Here is a 22,165-nt window from a genome sequence, read left to right as displayed (position 1 = left end):
GCGACCTGGAATGCCGTCAAGCATCTGCAGTCTCCATCAGAGGCTTGACACCGAACACAGTTGCTCGGGGGACCGGCCAAGGTATGCCTTGGACGAGGGGCTCCATTTAATCGACTTTCGCGCCCGATGCCTTCACGACCTTGGCCCACTTGGCAGTTTCTGCGGCGATCAGCGCCGCGAACTCCGCCGACGTGCCGCCACCGGCCACCGCCCCCTGTCCCGCCAGCCGCTCGCGCAGGGCCGGCGTGTTCAGCGCCGCCGCCGCTTCGCGCTGCAGGCGGGCGACCTGGTCGGCCGGCTGATGCACGGGCGCCAGCAGGCCGAACCAGGAGCTGGCCTCATAGCCCTTCAGCACCGCGCCACCGGCCTCGGCCACCGTCGGCAGGTCGGGCACGGCGGGGCTGCGCTGGGCGCTGGTGACTGCGATGGCCAGCAGCTTGCCGGCCCTGATCTGCGGCAGGGCCGAGGGCAGGTTGTCGAACATCAGGTCCATATTGCCGGCGATCAGGTCCAGCAGGGCCGGGCCCGAGCCGCGGTAGGGGAAGTGCAGCATGTAGCTGCCCGTCATGCTCTTGAACAGCTCGCCGGCCAGGTGGATGGACGTGCCGTTGCCGCTGGACGCCATGTTGAGCTTGCCGGGGTTGGCGCGGGCGACACGGATCAGATCGGCCACCGTCTTGATGCCAAGGCGTTCGGCATTGGCCGGGTTCAGCACCAGCACATTGGGCACGGCCGCCACCAGCGTGATGGGCGCGAAATCCTTCACCGGGTCATAGGGCAGCTTGGGATACAGCGCGCTGTTGATGGCATGCGTGCCGACGGTGCCCATCAGCAGCGTGTGGCCGTCGGTGGCCTTGGCGACTTCGGCCGAGCCGATGTTGCCGCCCGCGCCGGCCTTGTTGTCGACGACGACGGCCTGGCCCAGGCGCTGCTGCAGCTCGGGCGCCATCGCGCGCGCCAGCAGGTCGGTGGTGCCGCCGGGCGTGAAGGGCACGACGAGGCGGATGGGCTTGCTGGGCCATGAGGCTTGCGCGAAGGCGGGCAGCGCGACGCTGCCGGCCAAGGCGGTGACCTGGCGGCGGTTCAACTTCATGGCAGTCTCCATCGCAGTTGTTCGTATTCGGGCCGAGCGCCGGGCCGCTCCCTAGCCGGCCCGCGTTGGCGATGTGCATGCGGCTCAATGCCGCGTGCATCGTCGTCCCCGCGGGGGACCGACCAGGATTGCCGCGTTTAGCGGGCAAGACTGGGCGAGGGGCTCACTCTATCTGTCGACTTTGACACCCGAGAGTTGGACGACGCGCGCCCACTTGGCCGTCTCGGCGGCAATCAGCGCGGCAAACTCGGGGCCGCCGCTGCCTTGCACGAGCATGCCACGGCTGGTCAGGCGCTCGCGCACCGTCGAGCTCGCGAGCGCCGTGACGCTGTCGCGCTGCAGGCGCGCGAGCTGGTCGGCCGGCTGGCTGCTGGGTGCGAACAGGCCGATCCAGGCACTGGCCTCGTAGCCCTTCAAGACCGGCCCGCCGGCCTCCTCGACGGTGGGCAGCTCCGGCAGGCTGGGGCTGCGCCGGGCACTCGTCACCGCCAGCGCCAGCAGCTTGCCGGACCTGATCTGGGGCAGGGCCGAGGGCAGGGTGTCGAACATCAGGTCCATGTTGCCGGCAACGACGTCCTGCTGGGCCGAGACCGTGCTGCGATAGGGAAAGTGCAGCATATAAGTCTGGGTCAGGCGCTTGAACAGCTCGCCGGCCAGGTGCGAAGGGTTGCCGTTGCCGCCGGAGGCGATGTGCAGGCGACCGGGCTGGGCCGTGGCCGCATGGACGAGATCGGTCAGGCGGCGCACGCCCAGGCTCTGGGCCACGGCCGGATTCATCACCAGCACCAGCGGCACGGTGGCGACGAGGGAGACCGGGGCGAAGTCCTTGATGGCGTCGTAGGGCAGGCGCCGCGACAGCAGCGGGTTGATGACATGGGTGCCGACGCTGCCCATCAGCAGGGTGTGGCCGTCGCTCGCGCCGGCAACCTCGGCCGTGCCGATATTGCCGTCGGCGCCCGGCCTGACTTCGATCGTCACCGGTTGACCCAGGCTGCGTTGCAGCTCGGGAGCAAGCAGGCGGGCGGCGACGTCGGACGCACCGCCGGCCGGATAGGGCACGACGATGCGCAGCGGCCGCGTCGGCCACGGCCCGTTGGGTTGGGAGTGGACGGCCGGCGCCGCCGAGGAGGCCAGCCACAACATCAGGTGGCGGCGCTGCATCGACAACCTCATGCGGGGCCCGGCAACTGCCTGAGCCTGACCTGGCCATTCATGCAGGCGGCGTCGAAGTCCTGCAGCACGGCGGCCATCGAGTGGTTGTCGGGCGCCTCGACGGCGCTGATGCCGACGCCGCGATTGCGGCCCTCGGCCTTGGCCTTGTAGAGCACCATGTCGGCCCAGTTGACGGCCTGCTCCCAATGCAGACGCAGGCCGGCACCGGCCGCGCCGCCCAGCGGGAAGCTGGCAAAGCCCATCGACGCCGTGACGCGCAGCGGGCCCTCGGGCGTCTCGACCGGCTGGCCGCCGATGGAGCGCAGGATGCGCTCGGCCATCAGCGCGAGGTCGTCGCCGGGCAGTTCGGGCGCGAAGACGAGGAACTCCTCGCCGCCCCAGCGCACGACGAGATCGGTGTCGCGCACCGCGGCCTTGATGCGGCGCGCCACCTCGACGATGACGGCGTCGCCGGCGGCATGGCCGTGCCAGTCGTTGACGTTCTTGAAGTGATCGATGTCGATCATCATCAGCGCGCCGACGAAGCCTCCGCCCTTGGCCTCGCGGGCCCCCTGGTCCATGACGGCCAGGAAGTGGCGGCGGTTGGAGAGGTCGGTCAGCGGATCGCGCTCGCTCTGGGCGCGCAGCAGGCTCTGGTTGGCCGTCAGGCGGGCCTGGGCACGGCGCATGCGCACCAGGGTCACGCCGATCAGGGCCACCGACAGCAGCAGCAGCGCGCCGACGGCAAAGCCCACCTGCTGCGCGAGCTGCTGGTTGGCGATCTGCTGGTCCTTGAGCTGGCCATCGCGGGCCAGCAGGTCGAGGTCGCGCTGCTTGGCGGCGCTGTCGTATTTGCGACCCAGCTCTTCCAGCGCGGCAGCGCGATTGCGTTCGTTGGCGCGGGTGTTGAGGTCGCGCTCCGCATGCAGGGCGGCCAGGGCCTCCTTGTACTGGCCGGCCTCGGCCCAGGTCTCGGCCAGCTCGCGCAGCTCGCGGGCACGATAGACGAGGTCGGCCGGATCGGTGCCAAACTCGCCCACCTTGGCAAGCTCCATGCGGGCCTGGTCGAACTGGCGCAGCTTGATGTGGGCGACAGCCAGGTTGTGGTGCGTGCTGCGCTCATAGAAGCGGTCACCGAAACGCTGCAGCACCGGCAGGGCGCGCTGGGCGGCCGCGATGGCCTCCTTCGCCAGGCCCAGGTGCATATACGAATCGACGAGGTTGGAGCGCAGCTGCGCCGCCAGATGCGGCGCGTCGGCCTGCTCGGCCAGCAGCAGGGCGGCCTCGACGGCGCTGCGCGAGGCCGGCATGTCCTTGGCCCGGCGCTCGACGGCGGCTTCGGAGTTGCGCACCCGCGCGCCCGCGACGAGGTCGCCCGCGGCTTCCGTGGCGGCCGTGCGCAGCTCCGCGCGCGCGGCGTCCAGCCGGTCCTGAGCCTGCAGGGACACGGCGAGCATGCCGTGGGTGAGGGCGACCAGATGCTTGTCCTCGCCGGCCTTGACCAAAGCCAGCGCGCGCCGGATGCTGGCCTCGGAGAGCGCAAAGGCGCCCTGGGCGTACTGCTCGCGCTGCAGGATGCGCAAGGCCTCCCAGGCGCTGCGGAAGTCGCAGCCCAGCTCGCGCACGGCGCGCACCTCATCGCCGGCCGGGCAGTGCTTGTCCAAGCCCGACAGAGCGCGGCTGGCCAGGGTCGAGGCGGACTTGCCGGTGCGCTCCTGCGCCAGCGCGCGCAGCAGCCAGCTGCGGTCGACACCGTCTTCACGCGCCATCAGCTGCACGGCGACGGCATCGGCGGCCTCGGCGCGGCCGGCGGCCAGCAGCACGCGGCCGCGCGCCATCAGCCATGGCGCCTCGCGCGGCTGGCCGGGCTCGGCGTGGGTGGGCCAGCGCTGCTGCAGTTCGGCCAGCATGGCCTCGGGCGCATCAAAGGCACGCCGGGTGATGTTGGCCAGCAGGGTGTCCTCGGCCACCGGGTCGGGCGCGACGACGGGCGCGGCCCCGGCCATGCCGAAGGCCAGCGACAGCAGCAGGGCGGCCGTGCGGCGGCTCATGCGTTGGCCGGCCGGCTGGCCGTGTCGGGGTGGAAGCTGCTGTCGGCCGGGCGAACCGGGCCGCTCAAGGCCTGCAGGCCGACCTGACCCTCCGCCCAGGCGGCCTCCAGCCGGGCCGTCAACTGGGCCGCGGCCAGGGCGTCCTCGGCATGGATGCGTTCGACGCCATAGGCCTTGTTGCGGCCATGGGCCTTGGCGAGATACATGACGGTGTCGACCAGGTCGATGGCGCGCTCCCACGACAGGCGCAGGCCATGCGGCGGCACCGGCAGGCTGACGAAGCCGATGGAAGCCGTCACGGGCACCTCGCGCCCTTCGTAGACGACGGGCTTGCCGCCGACGAGGTCGAGCAGGCGCTGGGCCAGCTGGGGCGCGAACATGCCCTCGCGGCTGCGCGCGACGATGAGGAATTCCTCGCCGCCCCAGCGCACGATGAGATCGTCGTCACGCACCGCCTGGCGCAGCCGGCCGGCGATCTCGATGAGAACGGCATCGCCGGCCGCATGGCCGAAGCCGTCGTTGATGCGCTTGAAGTGGTCGATGTCGATGAGGAAGACGCTGGCGGCGAGGCCGCCGCCGCTGGCCAGGCTCTTGATGGCGGCCTGGAAGTGGCGGCGGTTGGCCAGGCCGGTTAGCGGGTCGGTCTCGCTCTGGCGCTTCAGCGAGGCGTTGCTGTGGGCCAGGGCCTCGTTGGTGCGGCGCACACGGCGGAAGGCCTGGTAGAGCAGGCCCAGCGACACGAGGACGCAGCCGCCCATGGCCGACCACAGCGTCAGCGCCAGGTTGCGCTGGTGGACCTGCTCGGCCTTGAGGGCATTGTCGCGGTTGAGCAGCTCGATGTCGCGGGCGCGCTGCTCGGCGTCCTGACGCTCCTGGGCCTCCAGCAGCAGCTTGCGGGTCTCGTCGCGCAGCACGCGCTCGTCCATGCGGCGGTGCTCGCGGTAGGCGGCGATGGCGCCGGCCAGGTCGCCAGCCTTCTCCAGATAACCCGCCAGCTCCTGCCAGCCGGCCGAGGCATAGGCCAGGGCGCCCTGCTGCTCGTCCAGCGTGATGCCGGCGCGCACGTCGTCGCGGCCCTCGGCAACGCGGCCCATGGCGATCTTGGCCAGACCGATGTTGGAGCGCGCCACGCTCTCGGCGCTGATGTTGCGGGTGTCGCGCGCCAGCGGCAGGGCCTGCTCGGCGAGTTCCAGCGCGCGCGCCGGATGGCCCTGGCGCAGGTGGTAGTCGGCGAAATTGGCCAGGCCCAGGGCGCGCACCGAGTCGGCGCCGGCCCGGGTGGCCTGCTCCAGCGCGTCGGAGTTGGCCTGCAGGGTGATGCTGGAGTCGCTGTCGTCGGCATAGACGATGCCGCGCATCGTGTAGACCCGGTTCAGCGTCATCGGGTCGGGGTCCTTCTGGGCCTCGGTCAGGGCCTGGCCGATGAGCTGGCGGGCACGCGCCGGCGTGTCGGCGCGGCTGGAGGTGAAGGCCAGGTCGACGAGGGTCAGGGCGACGCGCCAGGGCTGGCCCATCTGCTCGGCCAGGCGCAGCGCCGAATGGCCCTGGTTCAAGGACAGGTCGAGCTCGCCGGAGTCGCTGGCGATCGCCTCGAGCTGGTAGTGGTAGCGCCAGCGGAACAGGGGCGCGGCGGCATTGAGCTGGGCGGCGTCCACGGCCAGCAGCAGCTTGCGCGCTTCGCGCAGGTCGCCGTGGGAGCGCAGGTACTCGGCGCTGACGCTGGCGGCCGCCACGGTGGCCGCGGCACGCAGTTCGCCGGCCGGCCAGTCGCGCAGGCGCTGGCCGACCTGGTCGGTCACGGAACGGTCGCGCGCGTAGGCGGCAAGCAGGCCGCGCAGGGCCAGCACCTCGAGCTCGGCCGCACTGCCGGGCGACAGTTTTTCGCCGCGGGCCCGCAGTTCCAGCTCCAGGGCCGCCGGCCTGGCGCGCGCGGCGCGCTCGATGCGCTCGAGGTCGCGGGCCAGGCCCTCGTCGCGCACGGTCGACTCGGCCGCCGACGGCGCACGGGGGCCATCGCCCGGCGAGCAGGCGCACAGCAGTGCCGCCGCGGCCAGCGCCGCGCACAGCGTGGGGAGTGAAGCCAGTGGTCGATGCATCGAAACGCTAAGAGGCGGGGCATGCCGCGCCGCGCCTCTGATTTCAGCGCGGTTCGGCACGGCTGTCGTGGTAACCACGCACGAGACCGTTGAAATTGCACGCAACCGTAAGAATCACCCGGGCCAGGCGGGCCGGACGCCCGGGCCCTGGTAGCCGCGCGGCACGGCGCCGAGCAGGCGGCGCGTGTATTCCTCACGCGGCGCCCGGATGAGCTCTGGCGTTGCGGCCTGTTCGACAACATCCCCGTTCTGCATGACCAGCACCTCGTCCGAGATGAATTTGACGACCGCGAGGTCGTGGCTGATGAAGATGTAGCTGAGGCCGAATTCGTCCTGCAGGTCCTTCAGCAGATTCAGCACCTGGGCCTGCACCGACACGTCCAGGGCCGACACCGCCTCGTCCAGCACCAGCACCTCGGGCTGCAGTGTCAGGCAGCGCGCGATGGCGATGCGCTGGCGCTGGCCGCCGCTGAACTCGTGCGGGTACTTGGCCATCGCGGTCTCGTCCAGGCCCACGCGCTGCAGCAGGGCCACGGCACGCGCCTCGCGCTCGGCCGTGTCTTTGCCGATGCCGTGGATCTCCATCGGCTCGCGCAGGGTCTGGGCGATGGTGAAGCGCGGGTTCAGCGAGGCATAGGGGTTCTGGAACACGACCTGGATGCGGCGGCGCATCTGCTGCCAGTCGGCGCCGCTCATCTTCAGCAGGTCCCGGCCCTCGAACAGCACCTGGCCCCCGGTGGGTTCGTGCAGGCGCAGCAGGGTCAGGCCCATGGTCGTCTTGCCCGAGCCGGACTCGCCGACCACGCCCAGGGTGTGGCCCTTGCGCAGCTTGAAGCTGACACCCTTGACGGCCTTGAACTCGCGCTTGCCGAACAGGCCCTGCTTGAGCCAGAAGCTCTTCTGCAGGCCGGTCACTTCCAGCAGCACGGGAGCGCTGTCGTCCTTCACCACGGCGTCATTGCCAGCGGCGCGCCCGGCGATGTGATCGTCGATGACCATCAGCCGCGCCGGGTTCTCGGTCAGCGAGGGCCGGCAGGCCAGCAGGGCCTTGGTGTAGGCGTCCTGCGGGTCGTTGAAGATCTGCGCCACCGCTGCCTTCTCGCGCACCTGGCCGTGGCGCATGACGACGACCTGGTCCGAGATCTCGCCGACGACGCCGAGGTCGTGGGAGATGAAGAGCAGGCTCATCTTGTGCGACTCCTTGAGCCGCGCCATCAGCTCCATGACCTGGCGCTGGATGGTCACGTCCAGGGCCGTCGTCGGCTCGTCGGCGATGAGGAGCTTGGGTGAGCAGGCCAGGGCCACGGCGATCATGACGCGCTGCTGCTGGCCACCCGACATCTCGTGCGGATAGGCCGCCAGGCGCCGCTTCGGCTCGGGGATGCCGACCTCGTGCAGCAGTTCCTCGGCGCGCACCAGGGCCTGGCGGCGGCTCATGCCCATGTGCTTCATCAGCGGCTCGCAGATCTGCGTGGCCACGTTGAAGACCGGGTTCAGCGAGCTCATCGGGTCCTGGAAGACGCAGGCGATCTCCTTGCCGCGGATGGCCTGCAGTTCGCGCAATCCCGTCTGCAGCAGGTCGCGCCCCTGGAACAGGATGGCCCCCGAGCGCTCGGCATTGCTGGGCAGCAGGTTGAGGATGGACATGGCCGTCACGCTCTTGCCCGAGCCCGACTCGCCGACCAGGGCGACGGTGCTGTTCTCGGGCACGTCGAAGCTGATGCCCTTGACGGCCAGCTGGCGCTGCATGACGCCGCCGACCTTGCCCATGCGGAAGGCGACCTTGAGGTCTTGGATGCTGAGCAGCATGGTCACTCCAGCCCTCGCAGTTTCGGGTCCAGCGCATCGCGCAGCGCGTCGGTGAAGAGCGCGAAGGCGGTGACGAAGACGGCCATGAAGACGGTCACGGCGGCCAGTTGCCACCAGTAGCCCAGGATGAGCTCGCCCTGGGCCTCGCTGAGCATGGTGCCCCAGCTGACCTGGTCGACGCCGACGCCCAGGCCAAGATAGCTCAGGATGACCTCGCTCTTGATGAAGCTGACCACATGCAGCGACAGCTGCACCAGGGCCACGTGGGACACATTGGGCAGGATGTGCTTGAACATGCGCGACCACTGCGAGGCGCCGATGGCCTCGGCCGAGCGCACGTATTCGCGCACGCGGTGCTTGATGAACTCGGCACGGATCAGGCGATAGATGCCGGTCCAGCCGGTCAGGGCCAGGATCATGGCCACCATCAGCACCTGGCGGGTGGAACGGCCGATGGCCGCGTCCAGGCCGCCCAGGTCCATGTGCTGGGCCACCGCCGCGAAGGAGAACAGCAGCACGATGTAGGGGATGGCGGTGAAGACGTTGTAGACCCACTCCAGCAGGTCGCCCACCTTGCCGCCGAAGAAGCCCGACAGCGCCCCCAGCACGGTGCCGATGAGGGTGGCCACCACGGCGCCGAGCAGGCCCACCATGATGGACACCTGGGCCCCCTTGATGACCTTGGCCAGCACGTCGCGGCCGAGGCGGTCGCCGCCCAGCGGCAGGGTCTCGGCCCGGGCGATGTCCTCGGTCTTGAACTGCTTGGCGCGCTCGGCCCATTCGGCATAACGCGGCGCCAGCGGATCGATGTCCGACAGGTCCACATTGGGGCCCTTGGGCGTGGCGATGGTGCCGGTGTCTTCCGCGGGCTGCGGACCGACCAGGGTTGGCGGCGCGTTGGGCACGCCGACTTCCTTCTGCCAGCCCGAAGCGACGAGGTTGGTCGCCGCCAGCAGCACCAGCACCAGGAAGAGGCCGACGATGACCATGCTGGTCATGCCGACGCGGTCGGCGCGAAGGCGCCGCCAGGACGCGGCGAGCACGCCGCCGGAAGCGGCTGGCGACGGGGAGGTGGTCAGGACCGCACTCATTTCAGCACCACGCGCGGGTCGACCAGCTTGTAGAGCAGGTCCACCACCAGGTTGACCGTCATCGTCAGCGCGGCCAGGTAGATGGCGAAGGCCTGGATGACCGGATAGTCGCCGCGGTTGACGGCCAGCAGCAGCTCACGGCCGAGGCCGGGGATGGAGAAGAACACCTCGATGAGGAAGCTGCCCACCAGCACGCCGGGCACCAGCACCGACACATTGGTGAGGATGGGGATCATGGCGTTGCGCAGCACGTGCTTGAGCAGCACGGTGCGCTCGGTCAGGCCCTTGGCGCGGGCCGTGCGCACGTAGTCGTGGCCGATCTCGTCGAGAAAGAAGCTGCGGTAGAGGCGGATCTGCGGCGCCAGCGACACCGCCACCGCCACCAGCACCGGCAGCGGCGCATAGGTGGTCAGGTTGGTCCAGTGATTGCCCGTCCAGCCCTGCACCGGGAACCAGCCCAGGCGGAAGGCGAACAGGTATTGCGCCAGGATGACGTAGACCAGCAGCGAGATGGACACGGCCACCGTCGTGCAGACCATCACGGCGCGATCGGTCAGGCTGCCGCGCACGGCGGCGACAGCCATCGCGAAGGGAATGGCCAGCAGCACTTCCAGCACCAGGATGGGCACGGTGACCGTCAGCGTGGCCGGCAGGCGCGTCGCGAAGAGGTTGGCGACCGACTCGTTGGTCGCCCAGCTCTTGCCCCAGTCGAAGGTGACGATCTGCTTGATGAAGATCCACAGCTGCTCCCAGACCGGCTTGTTCAGGCCGAGCTGTTCGCGGATGGAATCGATCTGCTCCTGGCTGGCATTGAGGCCGCCGAGGATGACGGCGGGGTCGCTGCCGAAGTACTTGAACAGGAAGAACACCAGCAGCACGACGCCGAGCAAGGTCGGGATCATCTGCCACAGGCGTCGGACGAGATAGGCCGCCATCGAGGACTCCAGGGGCTCCTAAAACCACAAACCCCGCCGGGGACGCGGGGTTACACGGGAAAACGGGGCGGAGTCTATGCGAGCTGACTTGCAGTTTGGCCTGACGGTTTCACTAGACTCCGCGACTTTCCCGACGTCCGAGCGCGCCCGCGATGAAAGCCTCCTCCCTGCTGACCGCCCTGCTGCTGGCCTGCACCCTGCCCCCCGCCCTGGCCCAGGGAGGGCCGGCGCCCGAGAAGGTGCTGCGCTACGCCTTCCGCAGCGCCGAGACCGGCTTCGACCCGGTCCAGATCACCGACACCTACTCCAAGGCCGTCGTCGCCGGCATCCTCGACGCGCCGCTGGAATACGACTTCGGCGCCCGCCCCTTCAAGCTGCGCCCGGCCACGCTGGCCGAGATGCCGGAAATCAGCGCCGACTTCAAGACCATCACGATGCGGGTCCAGCCCGGCATCTATTTTTCCGACGACGCGGCCTTCAAGGGCGCCAAGCGCGAACTGGTGGCGGCCGACTACGTCTATTCCCTCAAGCGCCACTACGACCCCAAGCTCAAGAGCGGCAACCTCTACCTGCTGGAGAACGCCAAGATCCTCGGCCTGTCGGAGCTGCGCCGTGAGCTGATGAAGGCCAAGAAGCCCTTCGACTACGACCGCGAGGTCGAAGGCCTGAAGGTGCTGGACAAGTACACCTTCCAGATCAAGCTCGGCGTCCCGGACCCGCGCTTCATCTACCAGCTCAGCGATGCGGGTGCCTTCGGCGCCGTGGCCCGCGAGGTGGTCGAGTTCTACGGCGACAAGATCATGGAGCACCCGGTCGGCACCAACGCGTTCCGGCTGGCCGAATGGCGGCGCAGCTCCAGGATCGTGCTCGAGAAGAACCCCAACTTCCGCGACAAGCGCTACGCCGAGACGGTGCCACCCGAGGCCGATCCGCGCGTCAAGGCCGAGGCTGCGGCCCTGCAGGGCCGCAAGCTGCCGATGGTGGACCGCGTCGTCATCGAGATCATCGAGGAGGCCCAGCCGCGCTGGCTGTCCTTCCTGCGCGGCGAGTTCGACGTCATCGAGGAAGTGCCGGCCGAGTTCGCCAGCATCGCGATGCCCAACAACCACCTGGCACCCAACCTCGTCAAGCAGGGCATAGGCATGACGCGCTATCCGCGCGCCGACGTCTCGGTGTCCTACTTCAACATGGAAGACCCGATTGTCGGTGGCTACACGCCCGACAAGATCGCGCTGCGCCGCGCCATCAACCTGGCGGTGGACCTGGACAAGGAAATCCGGCTCGTGCGCCGCGGCCAGGCCGTCAAGAGCCAGAACGGCATCCCGCCCCTGGCCTTCGGCGGGGACCCGGCGCTGAAGACCGAGATGAGCGAGTTCGACCTGGCCAAGGCCAAGGCCCTGCTCGACCTCTACGGCTACACCGACAAGGACGGCGACGGCTGGCGCGACCTGCCCGACGGCAAGCCGCTGGTGCTGGAGTACGCCACCTCGCCCGACACCAGCTTCCGCCAGCTTGCCGAGCAATGGCAGAAGAACATGGACGCCCTGGGCGTGCGCATGATCTTCAAGATCGCCAAATGGCCCGAGCAGCTCAAGGCCTCCAACGCCGGCAAGCTGCAGATGTGGGGCGTGGGCTGGGTGAGCACGACGCCCGACGGCGACACCTTCCTCGCCCTGGGCTCCAGCAAGGCCAAGGGCAATGCCAACAAGGCCCGCTTCGACCTGCCGGCCTTCGAGGCCCTGTACGAGCGCCAGAAGGCCATGCCCGACGGCCCCGAGCGCGCTGCGCTCATGCAGGAGGCCCAGCGCCTGATGGTGGCCTACGCGCCCTACAAATTCCACGTCCACCGCATCTGGACCGACATGGCCCAGCCCTGGGTCAAGGGCTACAGCCGCAACCTCTTCGTGCGCGACTTCTGGAAGTACGTCGACGTCGACACCGCCGCGCTGCCCAAAGCCAGGTGAAGCCAAACAACGCCCAGCAAAGCCCCGCCGTGATGAAACACCTGCTCGCCGCGCTCGCCCTCGGCCTGTCACTAGCCACCCCGGTCCATGCGACCGAGCCGGTGAAGACGCTGCACTACGCCTTCAAGGCGGCCGAGACCGGCTTCGACCCGCCGCGCATCTCCGACATCTATTCGCGCACCGTCACGGCCCACATCTTCGAAACCCTCTACGCCTTCGACCCGCTGGCCCGACCGACGCGGTTGATGCCCCTGATCGCCGCCGGCGAGCCGGAGATCAGCGCCGACTTCAGGATCTTCAAGTTCAAGATCCAGCCGGGCATCTACTTCGCCGACGACCCGGCCTTCAAGGGCAGGAAGCGCGAAGTCACCGCGCCCGATTTCGTCTACAGCATCAAGCGCTTCGCCGACCCGGCCAACAACGCCCAGGGCTGGGTCAACTACGAGGACCAGGCCATCGTCGGCCTGGACGAGCTGCGCGAGCAGATCATCAAGTCCAGGAAGCCCTTCCCCTACGACGCCGAGATCGAAGGCCTGAAGGCCCTGGACCGCTACACGCTGCAGATCAAGACCCGCGGCCCGCGCCCCCGCCTCGTCGAAGCCATCTTTGCCGGCAACGACCTCTACGGCGCCGTCGCCCGCGAGGTCGTCGAGTTCTATGGCGACAAGATCATGGAACACCCGGTCGGCACCGGCCCCTTCGTGCTGAAGGAATGGCGCCGCAGCTCGCAGATCGTGCTCGAGCGCAACCCGATCTACCGCGAGCGCCACTACGAGGCCCAGCCCGCGGCCGACGATCATGAGGCCCAGGCCATCTATGCGAAGTTCAAGGGCCGCCGCATCCCGATCATCGACCGCGTCGTCGTCGACATCATCGAGGCCGACCAACCGCGCTGGCTGGCCTTCCTGAACGGCGAGCACGACTTCATCGAGCGCGTGCCTGAAGCCTTCATCACCCAGGCCGCGCCGGGCGGAAAGCTGGCACCGGGACTCGCCAAGCGCGGCATGCATGCCGTCTTCACGCTCGCATCCGACATGTCGCTGGTCAGCTTCAATCTCGAAGACCCGGTCGTCGGCGGGCTCACGCCGGACAAGGTCGCGCTGCGCCGCGCCCTGTCCCTGGCCTATGACGTAGACAAGGAGATCCGCATCGCCCGCCGCGGCCAGGGCGTTCCTGCGCAAGCGCCCATCGTGCCCAACACCAGCGGCTACGACCCGGCGTTCAAGAGCGAGATGAGCGACTACGACCCGGCCCGCGCCCGCGCGTTGCTGGACATGTACGGCTACGTCGACAAGGACGGCGACGGCTGGCGCGACCTGCCCGACGGCCGGCCCCTGCTACTGACGCGCAACACGCAGTCCGATTCGCTGAGCCGGGCGCTGGACGAGTTGTGGGAGAAGGCCCTGCGCGCCATCGGCATCCGCATGCAGACCAAGGTGGCGCAGTGGCCCGAGAACCTCAAGGCCGCACAGGCCGGCAACTACCAGATGTGGCCGGTGAATTCCTCGGCGGCATCGTCCGACGGCCAGGAAGCCCTGCAGCGCCTCTACGGCCCCGCCTCGGGCACGCAGAACCTGCCACGCTTCAAGGACGCCCGCTTCGATGCGCTGTACGACCGCATGCAGGGCATGCCCGACGGCCCCGAGCGCGAGGCGCTGTTCAAGGAGGCCAAGCGCATCGCCGTGGCCTACCTGCCCTGGAAGGTCGGCGTGCACCGCGTCGTGACCGACATCGAGCAGCCGGCCATGACCGGCTACTACCGGCCGCTGTTCTGGCAGGACTTCTGGCAGTTCATCGACATCGATCCGGGCAAGCAGCCTGTCCATTGATTTCCGCGGCCGCGTCCCACCGATTCGACCGACTGTCGCAAGCCCGTGGCCTGCACGCACAGGACCGCTAGGCTTCGTCTCATCAACACCGAAAGGAGCCCCGGATGAACGACGCAGAAGAACTCAACAAGCTGGCCGACCTGCATGCTCGCGGGGCGCTCAACGACGAGGAATTCGCCAAGGCCAAGGCCCGCGTGCTGGGCGGCCAGACGAGCTCCGCTGCCGGCAGCGCGCAGAGCCCCAACATCGGCGCCGTCAACAGCCTGCGCCGGGCCCGCATCGACCGCTGGCTGGGCGGCGTCTGCGGCGGCATCGCCCGCGTGACCGGGCTGGATTCGTGGATCTGGCGCCTGATCTTCGTGATGCTCTTCCTGGCCTTCGGCACCGGCGTGTTCCTCTACATCCTGCTGTGGATCTTCGTTCCTGAAGAGTGACGCGGCGGGCGGCCCGGGAAGGGTCGCCCCCGAGACGCCGGGGGCCGGGAGCGCGGGTATGCTGGGCTGAAACAGCCGCCCAGGAGACGCCCCGATGAAACAGCTCGCCGGCCTCGACGCCAGCTTCCTCTACCTGGAAACGCCGCAGATGCCGATGCACGTCGGCGCCCTGCACCTGCTGGAGCTGCCCGCCGGCTACGACGGCGACTACATCGAGGACCTGCGCGAGCACATGCGGGCCCGCATGCCGCTGCTGCCGGCCCTGCGCCGCCGCCTCGTCGCCATGCCGCTGGGCCTGTCCAACCCCGGCTGGGTGGACGCCGAACCCGACCTCGAGGAGCACATCGTCGAGATCGCCCTGCCCGAGGGCAGCGGCATGGCCGAACTGGAGGCCCAGGTCGGCGCCCTGCATCCCGTGCTGCTGGACCGCAGCCGCCCGCTGTGGAAATTCCATGTCTTCACCGGCCTGGAACCCGGCCCCGAAGGCCAGCAGCACGTCGCCCTCTACACCCAGCTCCACCACGCCGCGGTGGACGGCCAGGCCGCCGTCGCGCTGGCCCAGGTCATCCTCGACCTCAGCCCCGAGCCCCGGGCCCTCGACGCCATCGCCGCGCGCGGCAAGAAGCGCGGCCAGCTCGGCACCGTCGGCATGCTGCGCGCCGCCGTCTCCCAGCAGTGGAAGCAGACCGTCAAGCTGGCCCGCTCCCTGCCCAGCGCGGCCAACATCCTCGGCAACATGGCCATGGGCTATGCCGGCGGCGCGGCGGCCGGCGCCTCCATCGACAAGCTGCGCCACCTGCTGTCCGACGTGGCCGCCCAGACCACGGCGGTCGTGCGCGGCAAGAAAGCCGTCTCCAGCCTGGGCCCGGCGCCGCGGACGCGCTTCAACGTCAGCCTGTCGGACACGCGCTCCTTCTCCGGTGTGACCCTGTCGCTGGCCGAACTCAACCGCACCCGCAAGCGCCACCAGGCCAGCGTCAATGACGCCGTCCTCTTCGTCATCGGCGGCGCGCTGCGGCGCTTCCTGACCAAGCACGGTCCGCTGCCGCGCAAGAGCCTCGTCGCCGCCGTGCCCGTGTCCACGCGCGCCGCCGGCGACACCACCTCCAACAACCAGGCCACCATGACCTTCATGAGCCTGGGCACGCACCTGAGCGACCCGGGCGAACGCCTGGCGCACGTGATGGCCTCCAGCAAGGCCATGAAGGCGCAGATGAGCCAGCTCAAGAGCCTGATGCCGACCGACTTTCCCAGCCTGGGCATCCCCTGGCTGATGCAGGCCGGCGCCATGCTCTACGGCCGCGCCAAGGTGGCCGAGAAGCTGCCGGTGGTGGCCAACGTCGTCATCTCCAACGTGCCCGGGCCGCAGCTGCCGCTGTATCTGGCCGGCGCTCGCATGCTGACCAACTACCCCACCTCCATCGCCGTGCACGGCCTGGCCCTGAACGTGACGGTGCAGACCTACAACCAGTCCCTGGACATCGGCCTGATGGCCTGCGGCGAGGCCATGCCGGAGACGGCCGAGTTCGCCGCCTATGTCGAGGCCGCCTTCATGGAGTTCCAGGCCCTGCCGGTGGCCGAGGTCGTCGAACCCGAGCCGGCGCCGGTGGTGAAGAAGGTGGCGGCGAAGAAGACACCGGCCAAGAAGGTCGCAACCAAGAAGACGGTGGCGAAGAAGGCGGCGGCGAAGCGACGCGTCGCCAAGGCGGCCTGATCGCCGATGGGCGAACTCGACTGGGATTCCTGGATTGGAATCGGCGCGCTGTTCCTGGGTGGCGCCGCCGTTTTGTGGGGTGTCACGAACGGCAAGATCAAGCTGCAGCTGAATCGCCAGATATCGATTGAGGAGCGCCTCGCGCGTTACCCAGTCAGCGCCGGTGCCGTCGTCATCAAGGGTCAGCGTGGGCGTGCATGGTCGCGGCAAGCACCTGCTCTCCTCCTCGGAGTCGTGTTGGCGCTGGCCGTGCCCTATGTGCAGCGCAACGGATTGCCCTTGCTGTGCGACCACCTGAGTGCTGCCGAGGCCACTCGCTGGACGCTGCTGCTGTACTTCCCTGTCCTGCCGGCGGTATTTGCGCTTGCAGCGGTCTTCACCGCCATCAAGGCTGTGAGGGTACTGCGAGGCGGCTACTCGCCGCCGCTCGACGCCGTACTCCTGCAAGACACCATCGCCGTGACCGGATGGCGCGCCAAGCTGCATGGCACGGCGGGGCTGCTGGTCATGCCATTGCTAATGGGCGGCATCTGCTACCTCGGCTATGAAGCCCGCCAAGCGTTCGACGAAGTCAAGCTCCAGACGCGCATCGCGGCGAAGTGCGCCGCTCGCCAGCCCGGCGAACAACCGCACTGAAGTCACCCACGCGACACCCCAGCCCCCCGGGCAAGCACGCCCCGGAAACAGGCGACAGCTGGCTAACATCGCCATGCTTTGCCTGCTCCCGATTCCCATCGCATGCCCGCCATCCGCTCGCCGCGCTTCTCGCGCTGGAACCAGCCCCCCGCCCCCCCGCACCACGACTGGTCCGACCTGCGCGCGCCCAACGCCTGGCTGCTGATGCTGGAGGGCCGCGCCCCCTGGGAGTACGCGGCCCTGCTGGCCAGCATGCCGTGGATGAAGAAGCTGCCGCACGGCGACGGCCATCCCGTTCTCGTCTTCCCGGGCCTCGGAGCGCATGACTTCACCACCGCGCCGCTGCGCTCCATGCTCGACTCGCTCGGCTACGCCACCCAGGGCTGGGGCCAGGGCTTCAACTTCGGGCCGCGTGCCGGCGTGCTGGACCAGACCAAGGCCGACCTCGTCGAGCTGCATCGCCGCCACGGCCGCAAGGTCAGCCTGCTGGGCTGGAGCCTGGGCGGCATCTACGCCCGCGAGCTGGCCAAGGAATGCCCGGAGCTGACGCGCAGCGTCATCACCCTGGGCACGCCCTTCACCGGCCATCCGCGCGCCACCAATGCCTGGCGCTTCTTCGAGATGGTCAGCGGCCATGCGTCCAACGATCCCGAGCTGATGGAGCAGATCCGCCAGGCGCCGCCGGTGCCGACGACCTCCATCTACTCCAAGACCGACGGCGTCGTGGCCTGGCGCTGCAGCGTCAACGAGCCCTCGCCGCTGGCCGAGAACATCGAGGTCCAGGCCAGCCACATCGGCCTGGGCGTGAACCCGATCGCGCTGTACGCGCTGGCCGACCGCCTGGCCCAGCCGGAAGGGGAGTGGAAGCACTTCGAGCCCAAGGGCGCGAGGCGCTGGTTCTACAGGACGCCGGTGCGGCCCTAGCCCCAGCCCTTGTGGGAAGCTGGCACTGGCTGCATCTCCTGCCCGAGCCACTTCCGCCATCCCCTCGAGAGACAGCCAAGCGCTGATCGCCGCCGCCCATGCCCTGGACCTTCGCCCATCCCGCGGCCATCCTGCCGCTGCGGCGGCTGTGCCCCCGCTGGTTGTCCCTGCCCGCCCTCATCCTCGGCACCCTGGCGCCCGACATGGGTTACTACGTCGGCATGCACGGCAAGTGGCGCGCCTTCTGCCACAGCCCGGAGGGCGTCGTCATCGCCTGCCTGCCGGTGTGCCTGCTGCTGCTGGCGCTGCTGCTGCGCTTTGCCGCGCCACTGACCGTGCTGCTGCCCGAGCCGCACCGCGCCCTCGTGCGTGCCGAGCTGCGGCCGTCGCCCCACCCCGTGTGGACAGCCGCAGCGGTGGCCGTGCTGTCCATCCTGCTCGGTGCCACCACGCATCTGCTGTGGGACTCGTTCACGCACGACGGCTTCTGGGGCACCGAACTGCTGCCAGAGCTGGACGAGCCGCTGCTGGACGCCACGGGGCAGCAATTCAATTTCGCGCAACTGCTGCAGCACCTGAGCACCGCCATGGGCGTCGTGCTGCTGGCCCTCGCCTACCGGCGCTCGGTACGCGCGCGGCTCCCCGCCACGCCGCCCGCGCGCGACCCGCGGCGCACCAGGTTGCTGCTCGCCTGCGCGGCCGTGGCGGTCATGGTCGGCGCCACGTCCGCCTACGCGCTCACACCCGCGACGCTGCCGGCCTACATCTCGCACCGCCTCGTGCGCACGGTCGTCTGGAGCACCAGTTGCTTCGCCACGCTGTTCATCCTCGCGAGCCTGCTCTGGTGGCACCGGCGGCGCGATGGCTGATGCCCCCGCCCAACGCCGCCTGCCGTTCTCGCGGTAAGGTATCGCCCTCAACCGGACCCCGACCATGCATCACCACACCCTCGCCGCCGAAGACAAGGCCGCCAAGAAAGAAGCCCCCGAGAAGATGGAAGAGCAACTGCTCTTCAAGGGCCGCTTCGTCATGGTCTTCGGCGAGATCGATGACAAGATGGCCCTGGCCACCTGCCGCCGCCTGCTGGCCCTGAGCCAGGAATCCGACGCCCCCATCACGCTGCTGATCTCCTCGCCCGGCGGCCATGTGGAGAGCGGCGACGCCATCCACGACATGATCCGCTTCGTGCGTGCGCCGGTGAACGTGGTCGGCACGGGCTGGGTGGCCAGCGCCGGCACCCACATCTATCTGGCCGTGCCCAAGGAGCGCCGCTTCGCCCTGCCCAACACGCGCTTCATGATCCACCAGCCCGCGGGCGGCGCCGGCGGCCAGGCCAGCGACATCGCCATCCAGGCCAAGGAAATCCTGCGCACGCGCGCCCGCATCGCCGCTGTCATCGCCCGCGAGACCGGCCAGCCGCTGGACCGCGTGGCCGTCGACATCGAGCGCGACTTCTGGATGAGCACCGACGAAGCCATCGCCTACGGCCTGGTGTCGCGCGTCATCGAACGCCAGGTCGACCTCGGCTAAGCCCTCGTCCATGCAGGTCAGCGCCAACGGCGTCCGCATCGAAGTCGACATCCAGGGGCCGGCCGACGGCGAGCCCCTGCTGATGATCATGGGCCTGGGCATGCAGCTCATCGCCTGGCCCGAAGGCCTGGTCGAGCAGCTGGTGGCCCGGGGCTTTCGCGTCATCCGCTTCGACAACCGCGACGTCGGCCTGTCCCAGCCCTTCGACGAACTCGGCGTGCCCAACATCCCGATGGCGGCGCTGATGCACACGCTGCGCCTGCCGATCAAGGCGCCCTACCAGATCGCCGACCTCGCGCGCGATGCCGTCGGCGTGCTGGACGCCCTGGGCATTGCCCGGGCCCATGTCTGCGGCGCCTCCATGGGCGGCATGATTGCCCAGCACCTCGGCTTCGCCCATGGCCAGCGGCTCAAGAGCCTGACGCTGATGATGACGACCAGCGGCGCCCGCGGCCTGCCCAAGGAAAGCCTCAAGGTGCGCCGCGCCCTGCTGTCCCGGCCACGGCCGGGGACGACGCCGGAGCAGAAGTTCGAGAACGTGCTCGACCACTACGTCGGCCTGTACGGCATCATCGGCAGCCCCGGCTTCCCGCCCGAGCCCACCACGCTGCGCGAGCGGCTCGCGCTCAGCGTCAGGCGCGCCTTCCGGCCCCAGGCCGTCGCGCGCCAGCTGGTGGCCGTCGCGGCCGACGACCGCCGCGCCGAGCGCCTGTCGCGCATCAGCGTTCCCACCCTCGTCATCCATGGCCAGGGCGATGCGCTGATTCCCGTCGCCGCGGCCCATGACCTCGCCAGGCGCATTCCCGGCGCACAGCTGCAGACCATCCCCGGCTGGGGGCACGACCTGCCCGAGGCGCTGTGGCCGCAACTGGCCACGTCCATCGCGGCCATCGCCGCCAAGGCTTGAGGTCCCCGCCGGGGCGAACTCAGCCCGCGGCGCCCAGCTGCTCGACCGCCTCGTAGGCCTTGACGGCAGCGCCGGCTTCCGCGGCTCGCCCGCTGTTCGCCAGAGCCTGCGCCTGCTTCGCATCGGCCAGCTTGGCCTCATAGGCCTGCCGCTCCCGCGGCGACACCTGGCCGTCCTGGTCAGTGTCGGCCGGGTCGTAGGTCTGGCTGCTGCTGGGGGTGCTGCTGACGCCGGCGGCGCTGCCGCCACCGCCAGCCGGTGCCTGCGCACGTGCGCTCGCGCCGCCGCCCGCAGGGGGCGCCGGGGGCTCGCTGGCCTTGAATTGCTGCGCGCTGACCTGGCCTGCGCCGCCGCCATCCAGGCGGGCCGACAAGTTCTCGGCTTGGGGCGCAGCGGGCGCCGCCTGGGCAGCCGCTTCGGCCCGCTTCGCGCCTTCGGCGGAAATCTGCACCACCGCGGCCTGCGCGTCTTCGGCAGTCGCCGGGCTCTTGTTGCCAGGATCCAGCCAATCCGCGGGGCGAAGCAGGGTGCCGACCAGCGCTGGGGTGTTGACGGCGGTGACCATGGGCGACTCCGGTGTATTGCCCGCCTATCGGCAGGCCGGGCGGGAACTGAAGCTGCTTTACACCGGCTTCACACACTCGCTCGCTGGGGGTCGCCCAGCTCACCATTCAGGGCGACGGCGGCCCTCACCAGGGCCAAGGCCGTCGCGCGCTCGAGGGGCGTGTCCTCGCGCAGCTCCAGGGTGCGCAGCTCGAACTTGCCGCTGCCGCGCATGCGCGGCTCCAGGTCCAGCAGCCGCTTGCCGCGCCAGAAGCCGAACAGCAGGCGGGTCGGCTCGGCGCGGATCAGCAGCACGGGGCCGTTGCTGAAATAGACGAGGTGGCCCCACTTCAGCTTCTCTTCCACGCCAGGCGCAGCCTCCAGCACGGCGGCACGCAACGCCACCACCCGGGCCTGCTGCCAACCGTCCAGCGCGGCGACGTAGCTTTCGGGGTCGGTGGCGTCAACGCGATACATCAGCGCGATATCAGCGAGCGACAGCCCTGATCTCGACCGTGGTGCGCTGCTTGTCCTCACCCTCGACGGTCAGCGACAGCGGCACGGTCTCGCCGGCCTTGATGGGGTTCTTCAGGCCCATCAGCATGACGTGATAGCTGCCGGGCTTGAGCGCCACGGCCTGGCCGGCCGGCAGCGGCAGGGCGTCGACGGCGCGCATCCTCATGACACCGTCCACCATCTTCATCTCGTGGACCTCGACCACGTCGGCGATCGGTGAACTGGCCGCGACGACCTTGCCCGGCTTGGCGGCAGTCAGCTGCATGAAGGCGCCCGTCGTCTTCTGCGGCGCGACAGTGGCCCGCACCCAGGCGTCGTCGACCTTGACTTGGGCCTGGGCGGCAAGGGACAGCAGCAGGGCGGAGGCGATGAACAGGCGGCGCATGGTGGATGACGAAGACCAGGACATGGACTCCATTGTGCGCAAGGACCGCCAGCGCCGCCGCGCCGGCAGCCGGAACCCATGCACGGCCAACGGGAGTCCTCGGGCAGCGAGGCCGAGGCTCAGGGCAGGCGGCAGACGCGCGGCGCCATCACCTCGCGGCCGATGACGGTACGGGCATAGAGATAGTTGGACAGCGCACGTTCGCTGAGGTGGTCCAGGTCCACCTCACCGCGCGCGTCGCATGGGAACACCCAGGCGCGGCCTTGCTGGAACAGGGACTGGAAGCGCAGTTCGAAATGCGGCGTGCTGGAAGCGGCAAACGTGGCCATGGCGGTCTCCTTCCTGGGGGCGGTGCGGAAGGTGGGCTGCCGGTGCCGGGTGGTGTTGGCCGGCACGTCGCAGCGCAGGCGCCTGGCGCCCGTCGGGGAACGGCTGAGCCCATCATGCGGCGCCCCTGCGGCGACGGGATCATGAAAAGAGAGGAGAAGCCGGGGCTTTTCCCGCCGGGGGCGACGAGGTGGGAAGGCCTGACAGAGTCGGAAAGCAACTCCGTACG

General features: G+C 69.6%; 20 protein-coding genes. 9 read left to right on the top strand and 11 right to left on the bottom strand.

The window, feature by feature from the left end:
- Positions 1–106: 106 nt before the first annotated feature.
- The 7 genes from AC3WOE_RS29450 to AC3WOE_RS29420 form a co-directional block, all read right to left on the bottom strand.
- Positions 107–1,093 (bottom strand): Bug family tripartite tricarboxylate transporter substrate binding protein, encoded by a 987-nt coding sequence (locus AC3WOE_RS29450; protein ID WP_492695882.1) that lies wholly within the window; start codon positions 1,091–1,093, stop codon positions 107–109.
- Between the two features lie 168 nt (positions 1,094–1,261).
- Positions 1,262–2,254 carry a Bug family tripartite tricarboxylate transporter substrate binding protein gene (locus tag AC3WOE_RS29445; protein WP_492695880.1) on the bottom strand — a complete coding sequence of 331 codons (993 nt, stop codon included), beginning with the start codon at positions 2,252–2,254 and terminating at the stop codon, positions 1,262–1,264.
- An 8-nt stretch (positions 2,255–2,262) separates the two neighbouring features.
- Positions 2,263–4,296: a GGDEF domain-containing protein gene (locus AC3WOE_RS29440; RefSeq protein ID WP_492695878.1), complete on the bottom strand. Its 2,034-nt coding sequence runs from the start codon at positions 4,294–4,296 to the stop codon at positions 2,263–2,265.
- Positions 4,293–6,392, bottom strand: a complete 2,100-nt coding sequence (locus tag AC3WOE_RS29435) for a GGDEF domain-containing protein (RefSeq protein WP_492695876.1) — start codon at positions 6,390–6,392, stop codon at positions 4,293–4,295. Before AC3WOE_RS29435 ends, AC3WOE_RS29440 begins: the two co-directional genes overlap by 4 nt.
- Before the next feature lie 114 nt (positions 6,393–6,506).
- Positions 6,507–8,201: an ABC transporter ATP-binding protein gene (locus AC3WOE_RS29430; protein WP_492695874.1), complete on the bottom strand. Its 1,695-nt coding sequence runs from the start codon at positions 8,199–8,201 to the stop codon at positions 6,507–6,509.
- Between the two features lie 2 nt (positions 8,202–8,203).
- Positions 8,204–9,292 (bottom strand): ABC transporter permease, encoded by a 1,089-nt coding sequence (locus AC3WOE_RS29425; RefSeq protein ID WP_492695872.1) that lies wholly within the window; start codon positions 9,290–9,292, stop codon positions 8,204–8,206.
- Positions 9,289–10,227: an ABC transporter permease gene (locus AC3WOE_RS29420; protein WP_492695870.1), complete on the bottom strand. Its 939-nt coding sequence runs from the start codon at positions 10,225–10,227 to the stop codon at positions 9,289–9,291. The genes AC3WOE_RS29425 and AC3WOE_RS29420 overlap by 4 nt, the downstream gene beginning before the upstream one ends.
- Positions 10,228–10,379: 152 nt before the next feature.
- Between AC3WOE_RS29420 and AC3WOE_RS29415 the strand changes: the two genes are divergently transcribed.
- From AC3WOE_RS29415 to AC3WOE_RS29375, 9 genes are all read left to right on the top strand, one after another.
- A complete protein-coding gene (locus tag AC3WOE_RS29415) occupies positions 10,380–12,191 on the top strand; it encodes an ABC transporter substrate-binding protein (RefSeq protein WP_492695868.1) in 1,812 nt (603 codons plus the stop codon).
- Between the two features lie 32 nt (positions 12,192–12,223).
- Positions 12,224–14,020, top strand: coding sequence for an ABC transporter substrate-binding protein (locus AC3WOE_RS29410; protein ID WP_492695867.1), 1,797 nt, complete (start codon positions 12,224–12,226; stop codon positions 14,018–14,020).
- 104 nt (positions 14,021–14,124) lie between these two features.
- A complete protein-coding gene (locus tag AC3WOE_RS29405) occupies positions 14,125–14,454 on the top strand; it encodes a PspC domain-containing protein (RefSeq protein WP_492695865.1) in 330 nt (109 codons plus the stop codon).
- 94 nt (positions 14,455–14,548) lie between these two features.
- Complete coding sequence (locus AC3WOE_RS29400) at positions 14,549–16,168, top strand: wax ester/triacylglycerol synthase family O-acyltransferase (RefSeq protein ID WP_492695863.1); 1,620 nt, start codon at positions 14,549–14,551, stop codon at positions 16,166–16,168.
- A 6-nt stretch (positions 16,169–16,174) separates the two neighbouring features.
- Positions 16,175–16,804: a hypothetical protein gene (locus AC3WOE_RS29395; RefSeq protein ID WP_492695862.1), complete on the top strand. Its 630-nt coding sequence runs from the start codon at positions 16,175–16,177 to the stop codon at positions 16,802–16,804.
- A gap of 102 nt (positions 16,805–16,906) precedes the next feature.
- Complete coding sequence (locus AC3WOE_RS29390) at positions 16,907–17,728, top strand: esterase/lipase family protein (protein ID WP_492695860.1); 822 nt, start codon at positions 16,907–16,909, stop codon at positions 17,726–17,728.
- Between the two features lie 98 nt (positions 17,729–17,826).
- Entirely contained in the window at positions 17,827–18,597 is a 771-nt protein-coding gene (locus AC3WOE_RS29385; RefSeq protein ID WP_492695858.1) for a DUF4184 family protein, read from the top strand.
- Between the two features lie 64 nt (positions 18,598–18,661).
- Complete coding sequence (locus AC3WOE_RS29380; RefSeq protein WP_492695857.1) at positions 18,662–19,258, top strand: ATP-dependent Clp protease proteolytic subunit; 597 nt, start codon at positions 18,662–18,664, stop codon at positions 19,256–19,258.
- 10 nt (positions 19,259–19,268) lie between these two features.
- Positions 19,269–20,165, top strand: coding sequence for an alpha/beta fold hydrolase (locus tag AC3WOE_RS29375; protein ID WP_492695855.1), 897 nt, complete (start codon positions 19,269–19,271; stop codon positions 20,163–20,165).
- Positions 20,166–20,184: 19 nt separating this feature from the next.
- Here AC3WOE_RS29375 and AC3WOE_RS29370 read toward each other — a convergent pair whose 3' ends face one another.
- From AC3WOE_RS29370 to AC3WOE_RS29355, 4 genes are all read right to left on the bottom strand, one after another.
- Positions 20,185–20,730: a hypothetical protein gene (locus tag AC3WOE_RS29370; protein WP_492695853.1), complete on the bottom strand. Its 546-nt coding sequence runs from the start codon at positions 20,728–20,730 to the stop codon at positions 20,185–20,187.
- 68 nt (positions 20,731–20,798) lie between these two features.
- The gene (locus AC3WOE_RS29365) at positions 20,799–21,185 is read right to left on the bottom strand and encodes a DUF1801 domain-containing protein (RefSeq protein ID WP_492695852.1); all 387 of its coding nucleotides are present in this window, start codon (positions 21,183–21,185) and stop codon (positions 20,799–20,801) included.
- A 10-nt stretch (positions 21,186–21,195) separates the two neighbouring features.
- Positions 21,196–21,633, bottom strand: coding sequence for a copper chaperone PCu(A)C (locus AC3WOE_RS29360; RefSeq protein ID WP_492695850.1), 438 nt, complete (start codon positions 21,631–21,633; stop codon positions 21,196–21,198).
- Between the two features lie 95 nt (positions 21,634–21,728).
- The gene (locus AC3WOE_RS29355; protein WP_492695848.1) at positions 21,729–21,938 is read right to left on the bottom strand and encodes a hypothetical protein; all 210 of its coding nucleotides are present in this window, start codon (positions 21,936–21,938) and stop codon (positions 21,729–21,731) included.
- Positions 21,939–22,165 lie beyond the last annotated feature (227 nt).

This window comes from Roseateles sp. FW305-36, from assembly GCF_058787015.1.
Note: the sequence above shows the minus strand (reverse complement) of the source record. Positions and strands in the feature narration are given on the sequence as shown.

Excerpts from the sequence above, each read along its gene's own strand:
- AC3WOE_RS29405 (WP_492695865.1), top strand. The coding sequence starts at position 14,125 with ATGAACGACGCAGAAGAACTCAACAAGCTGGCCGACCTGCATGCTCGC.
- AC3WOE_RS29370 (WP_492695853.1), bottom strand. The coding sequence starts at position 20,730 with ATGGTCACCGCCGTCAACACCCCAGCGCTGGTCGGCACCCTGCTTCGC.
- AC3WOE_RS29445 (WP_492695880.1), bottom strand. The coding sequence starts at position 2,254 with ATGCAGCGCCGCCACCTGATGTTGTGGCTGGCCTCCTCGGCGGCGCCG.
- AC3WOE_RS29375 (WP_492695855.1), top strand. The coding sequence starts at position 19,269 with ATGCAGGTCAGCGCCAACGGCGTCCGCATCGAAGTCGACATCCAGGGG.
- AC3WOE_RS29435 (WP_492695876.1), bottom strand. The coding sequence starts at position 6,392 with ATGCATCGACCACTGGCTTCACTCCCCACGCTGTGCGCGGCGCTGGCC.
- AC3WOE_RS29440 (WP_492695878.1), bottom strand. The coding sequence starts at position 4,296 with ATGAGCCGCCGCACGGCCGCCCTGCTGCTGTCGCTGGCCTTCGGCATG.
- AC3WOE_RS29360 (WP_492695850.1), bottom strand. The coding sequence starts at position 21,633 with ATGTCCTGGTCTTCGTCATCCACCATGCGCCGCCTGTTCATCGCCTCC.
- AC3WOE_RS29430 (WP_492695874.1), bottom strand. The coding sequence starts at position 8,201 with ATGCTGCTCAGCATCCAAGACCTCAAGGTCGCCTTCCGCATGGGCAAG.
- AC3WOE_RS29380 (WP_492695857.1), top strand. The coding sequence starts at position 18,662 with ATGCATCACCACACCCTCGCCGCCGAAGACAAGGCCGCCAAGAAAGAA.
- AC3WOE_RS29400 (WP_492695863.1), top strand. The coding sequence starts at position 14,549 with ATGAAACAGCTCGCCGGCCTCGACGCCAGCTTCCTCTACCTGGAAACG.
- AC3WOE_RS29425 (WP_492695872.1), bottom strand. The coding sequence starts at position 9,292 with ATGAGTGCGGTCCTGACCACCTCCCCGTCGCCAGCCGCTTCCGGCGGC.
- AC3WOE_RS29420 (WP_492695870.1), bottom strand. The coding sequence starts at position 10,227 with ATGGCGGCCTATCTCGTCCGACGCCTGTGGCAGATGATCCCGACCTTG.
- AC3WOE_RS29390 (WP_492695860.1), top strand. The coding sequence starts at position 16,907 with ATGCCCGCCATCCGCTCGCCGCGCTTCTCGCGCTGGAACCAGCCCCCC.
- AC3WOE_RS29355 (WP_492695848.1), bottom strand. The coding sequence starts at position 21,938 with ATGGCCACGTTTGCCGCTTCCAGCACGCCGCATTTCGAACTGCGCTTC.
- AC3WOE_RS29365 (WP_492695852.1), bottom strand. The coding sequence starts at position 21,185 with ATGTATCGCGTTGACGCCACCGACCCCGAAAGCTACGTCGCCGCGCTG.
- AC3WOE_RS29410 (WP_492695867.1), top strand. The coding sequence starts at position 12,224 with ATGAAACACCTGCTCGCCGCGCTCGCCCTCGGCCTGTCACTAGCCACC.
- AC3WOE_RS29395 (WP_492695862.1), top strand. The coding sequence starts at position 16,175 with ATGGGCGAACTCGACTGGGATTCCTGGATTGGAATCGGCGCGCTGTTC.
- AC3WOE_RS29450 (WP_492695882.1), bottom strand. The coding sequence starts at position 1,093 with ATGAAGTTGAACCGCCGCCAGGTCACCGCCTTGGCCGGCAGCGTCGCG.
- AC3WOE_RS29415 (WP_492695868.1), top strand. The coding sequence starts at position 10,380 with ATGAAAGCCTCCTCCCTGCTGACCGCCCTGCTGCTGGCCTGCACCCTG.
- AC3WOE_RS29385 (WP_492695858.1), top strand. The coding sequence starts at position 17,827 with ATGCCCTGGACCTTCGCCCATCCCGCGGCCATCCTGCCGCTGCGGCGG.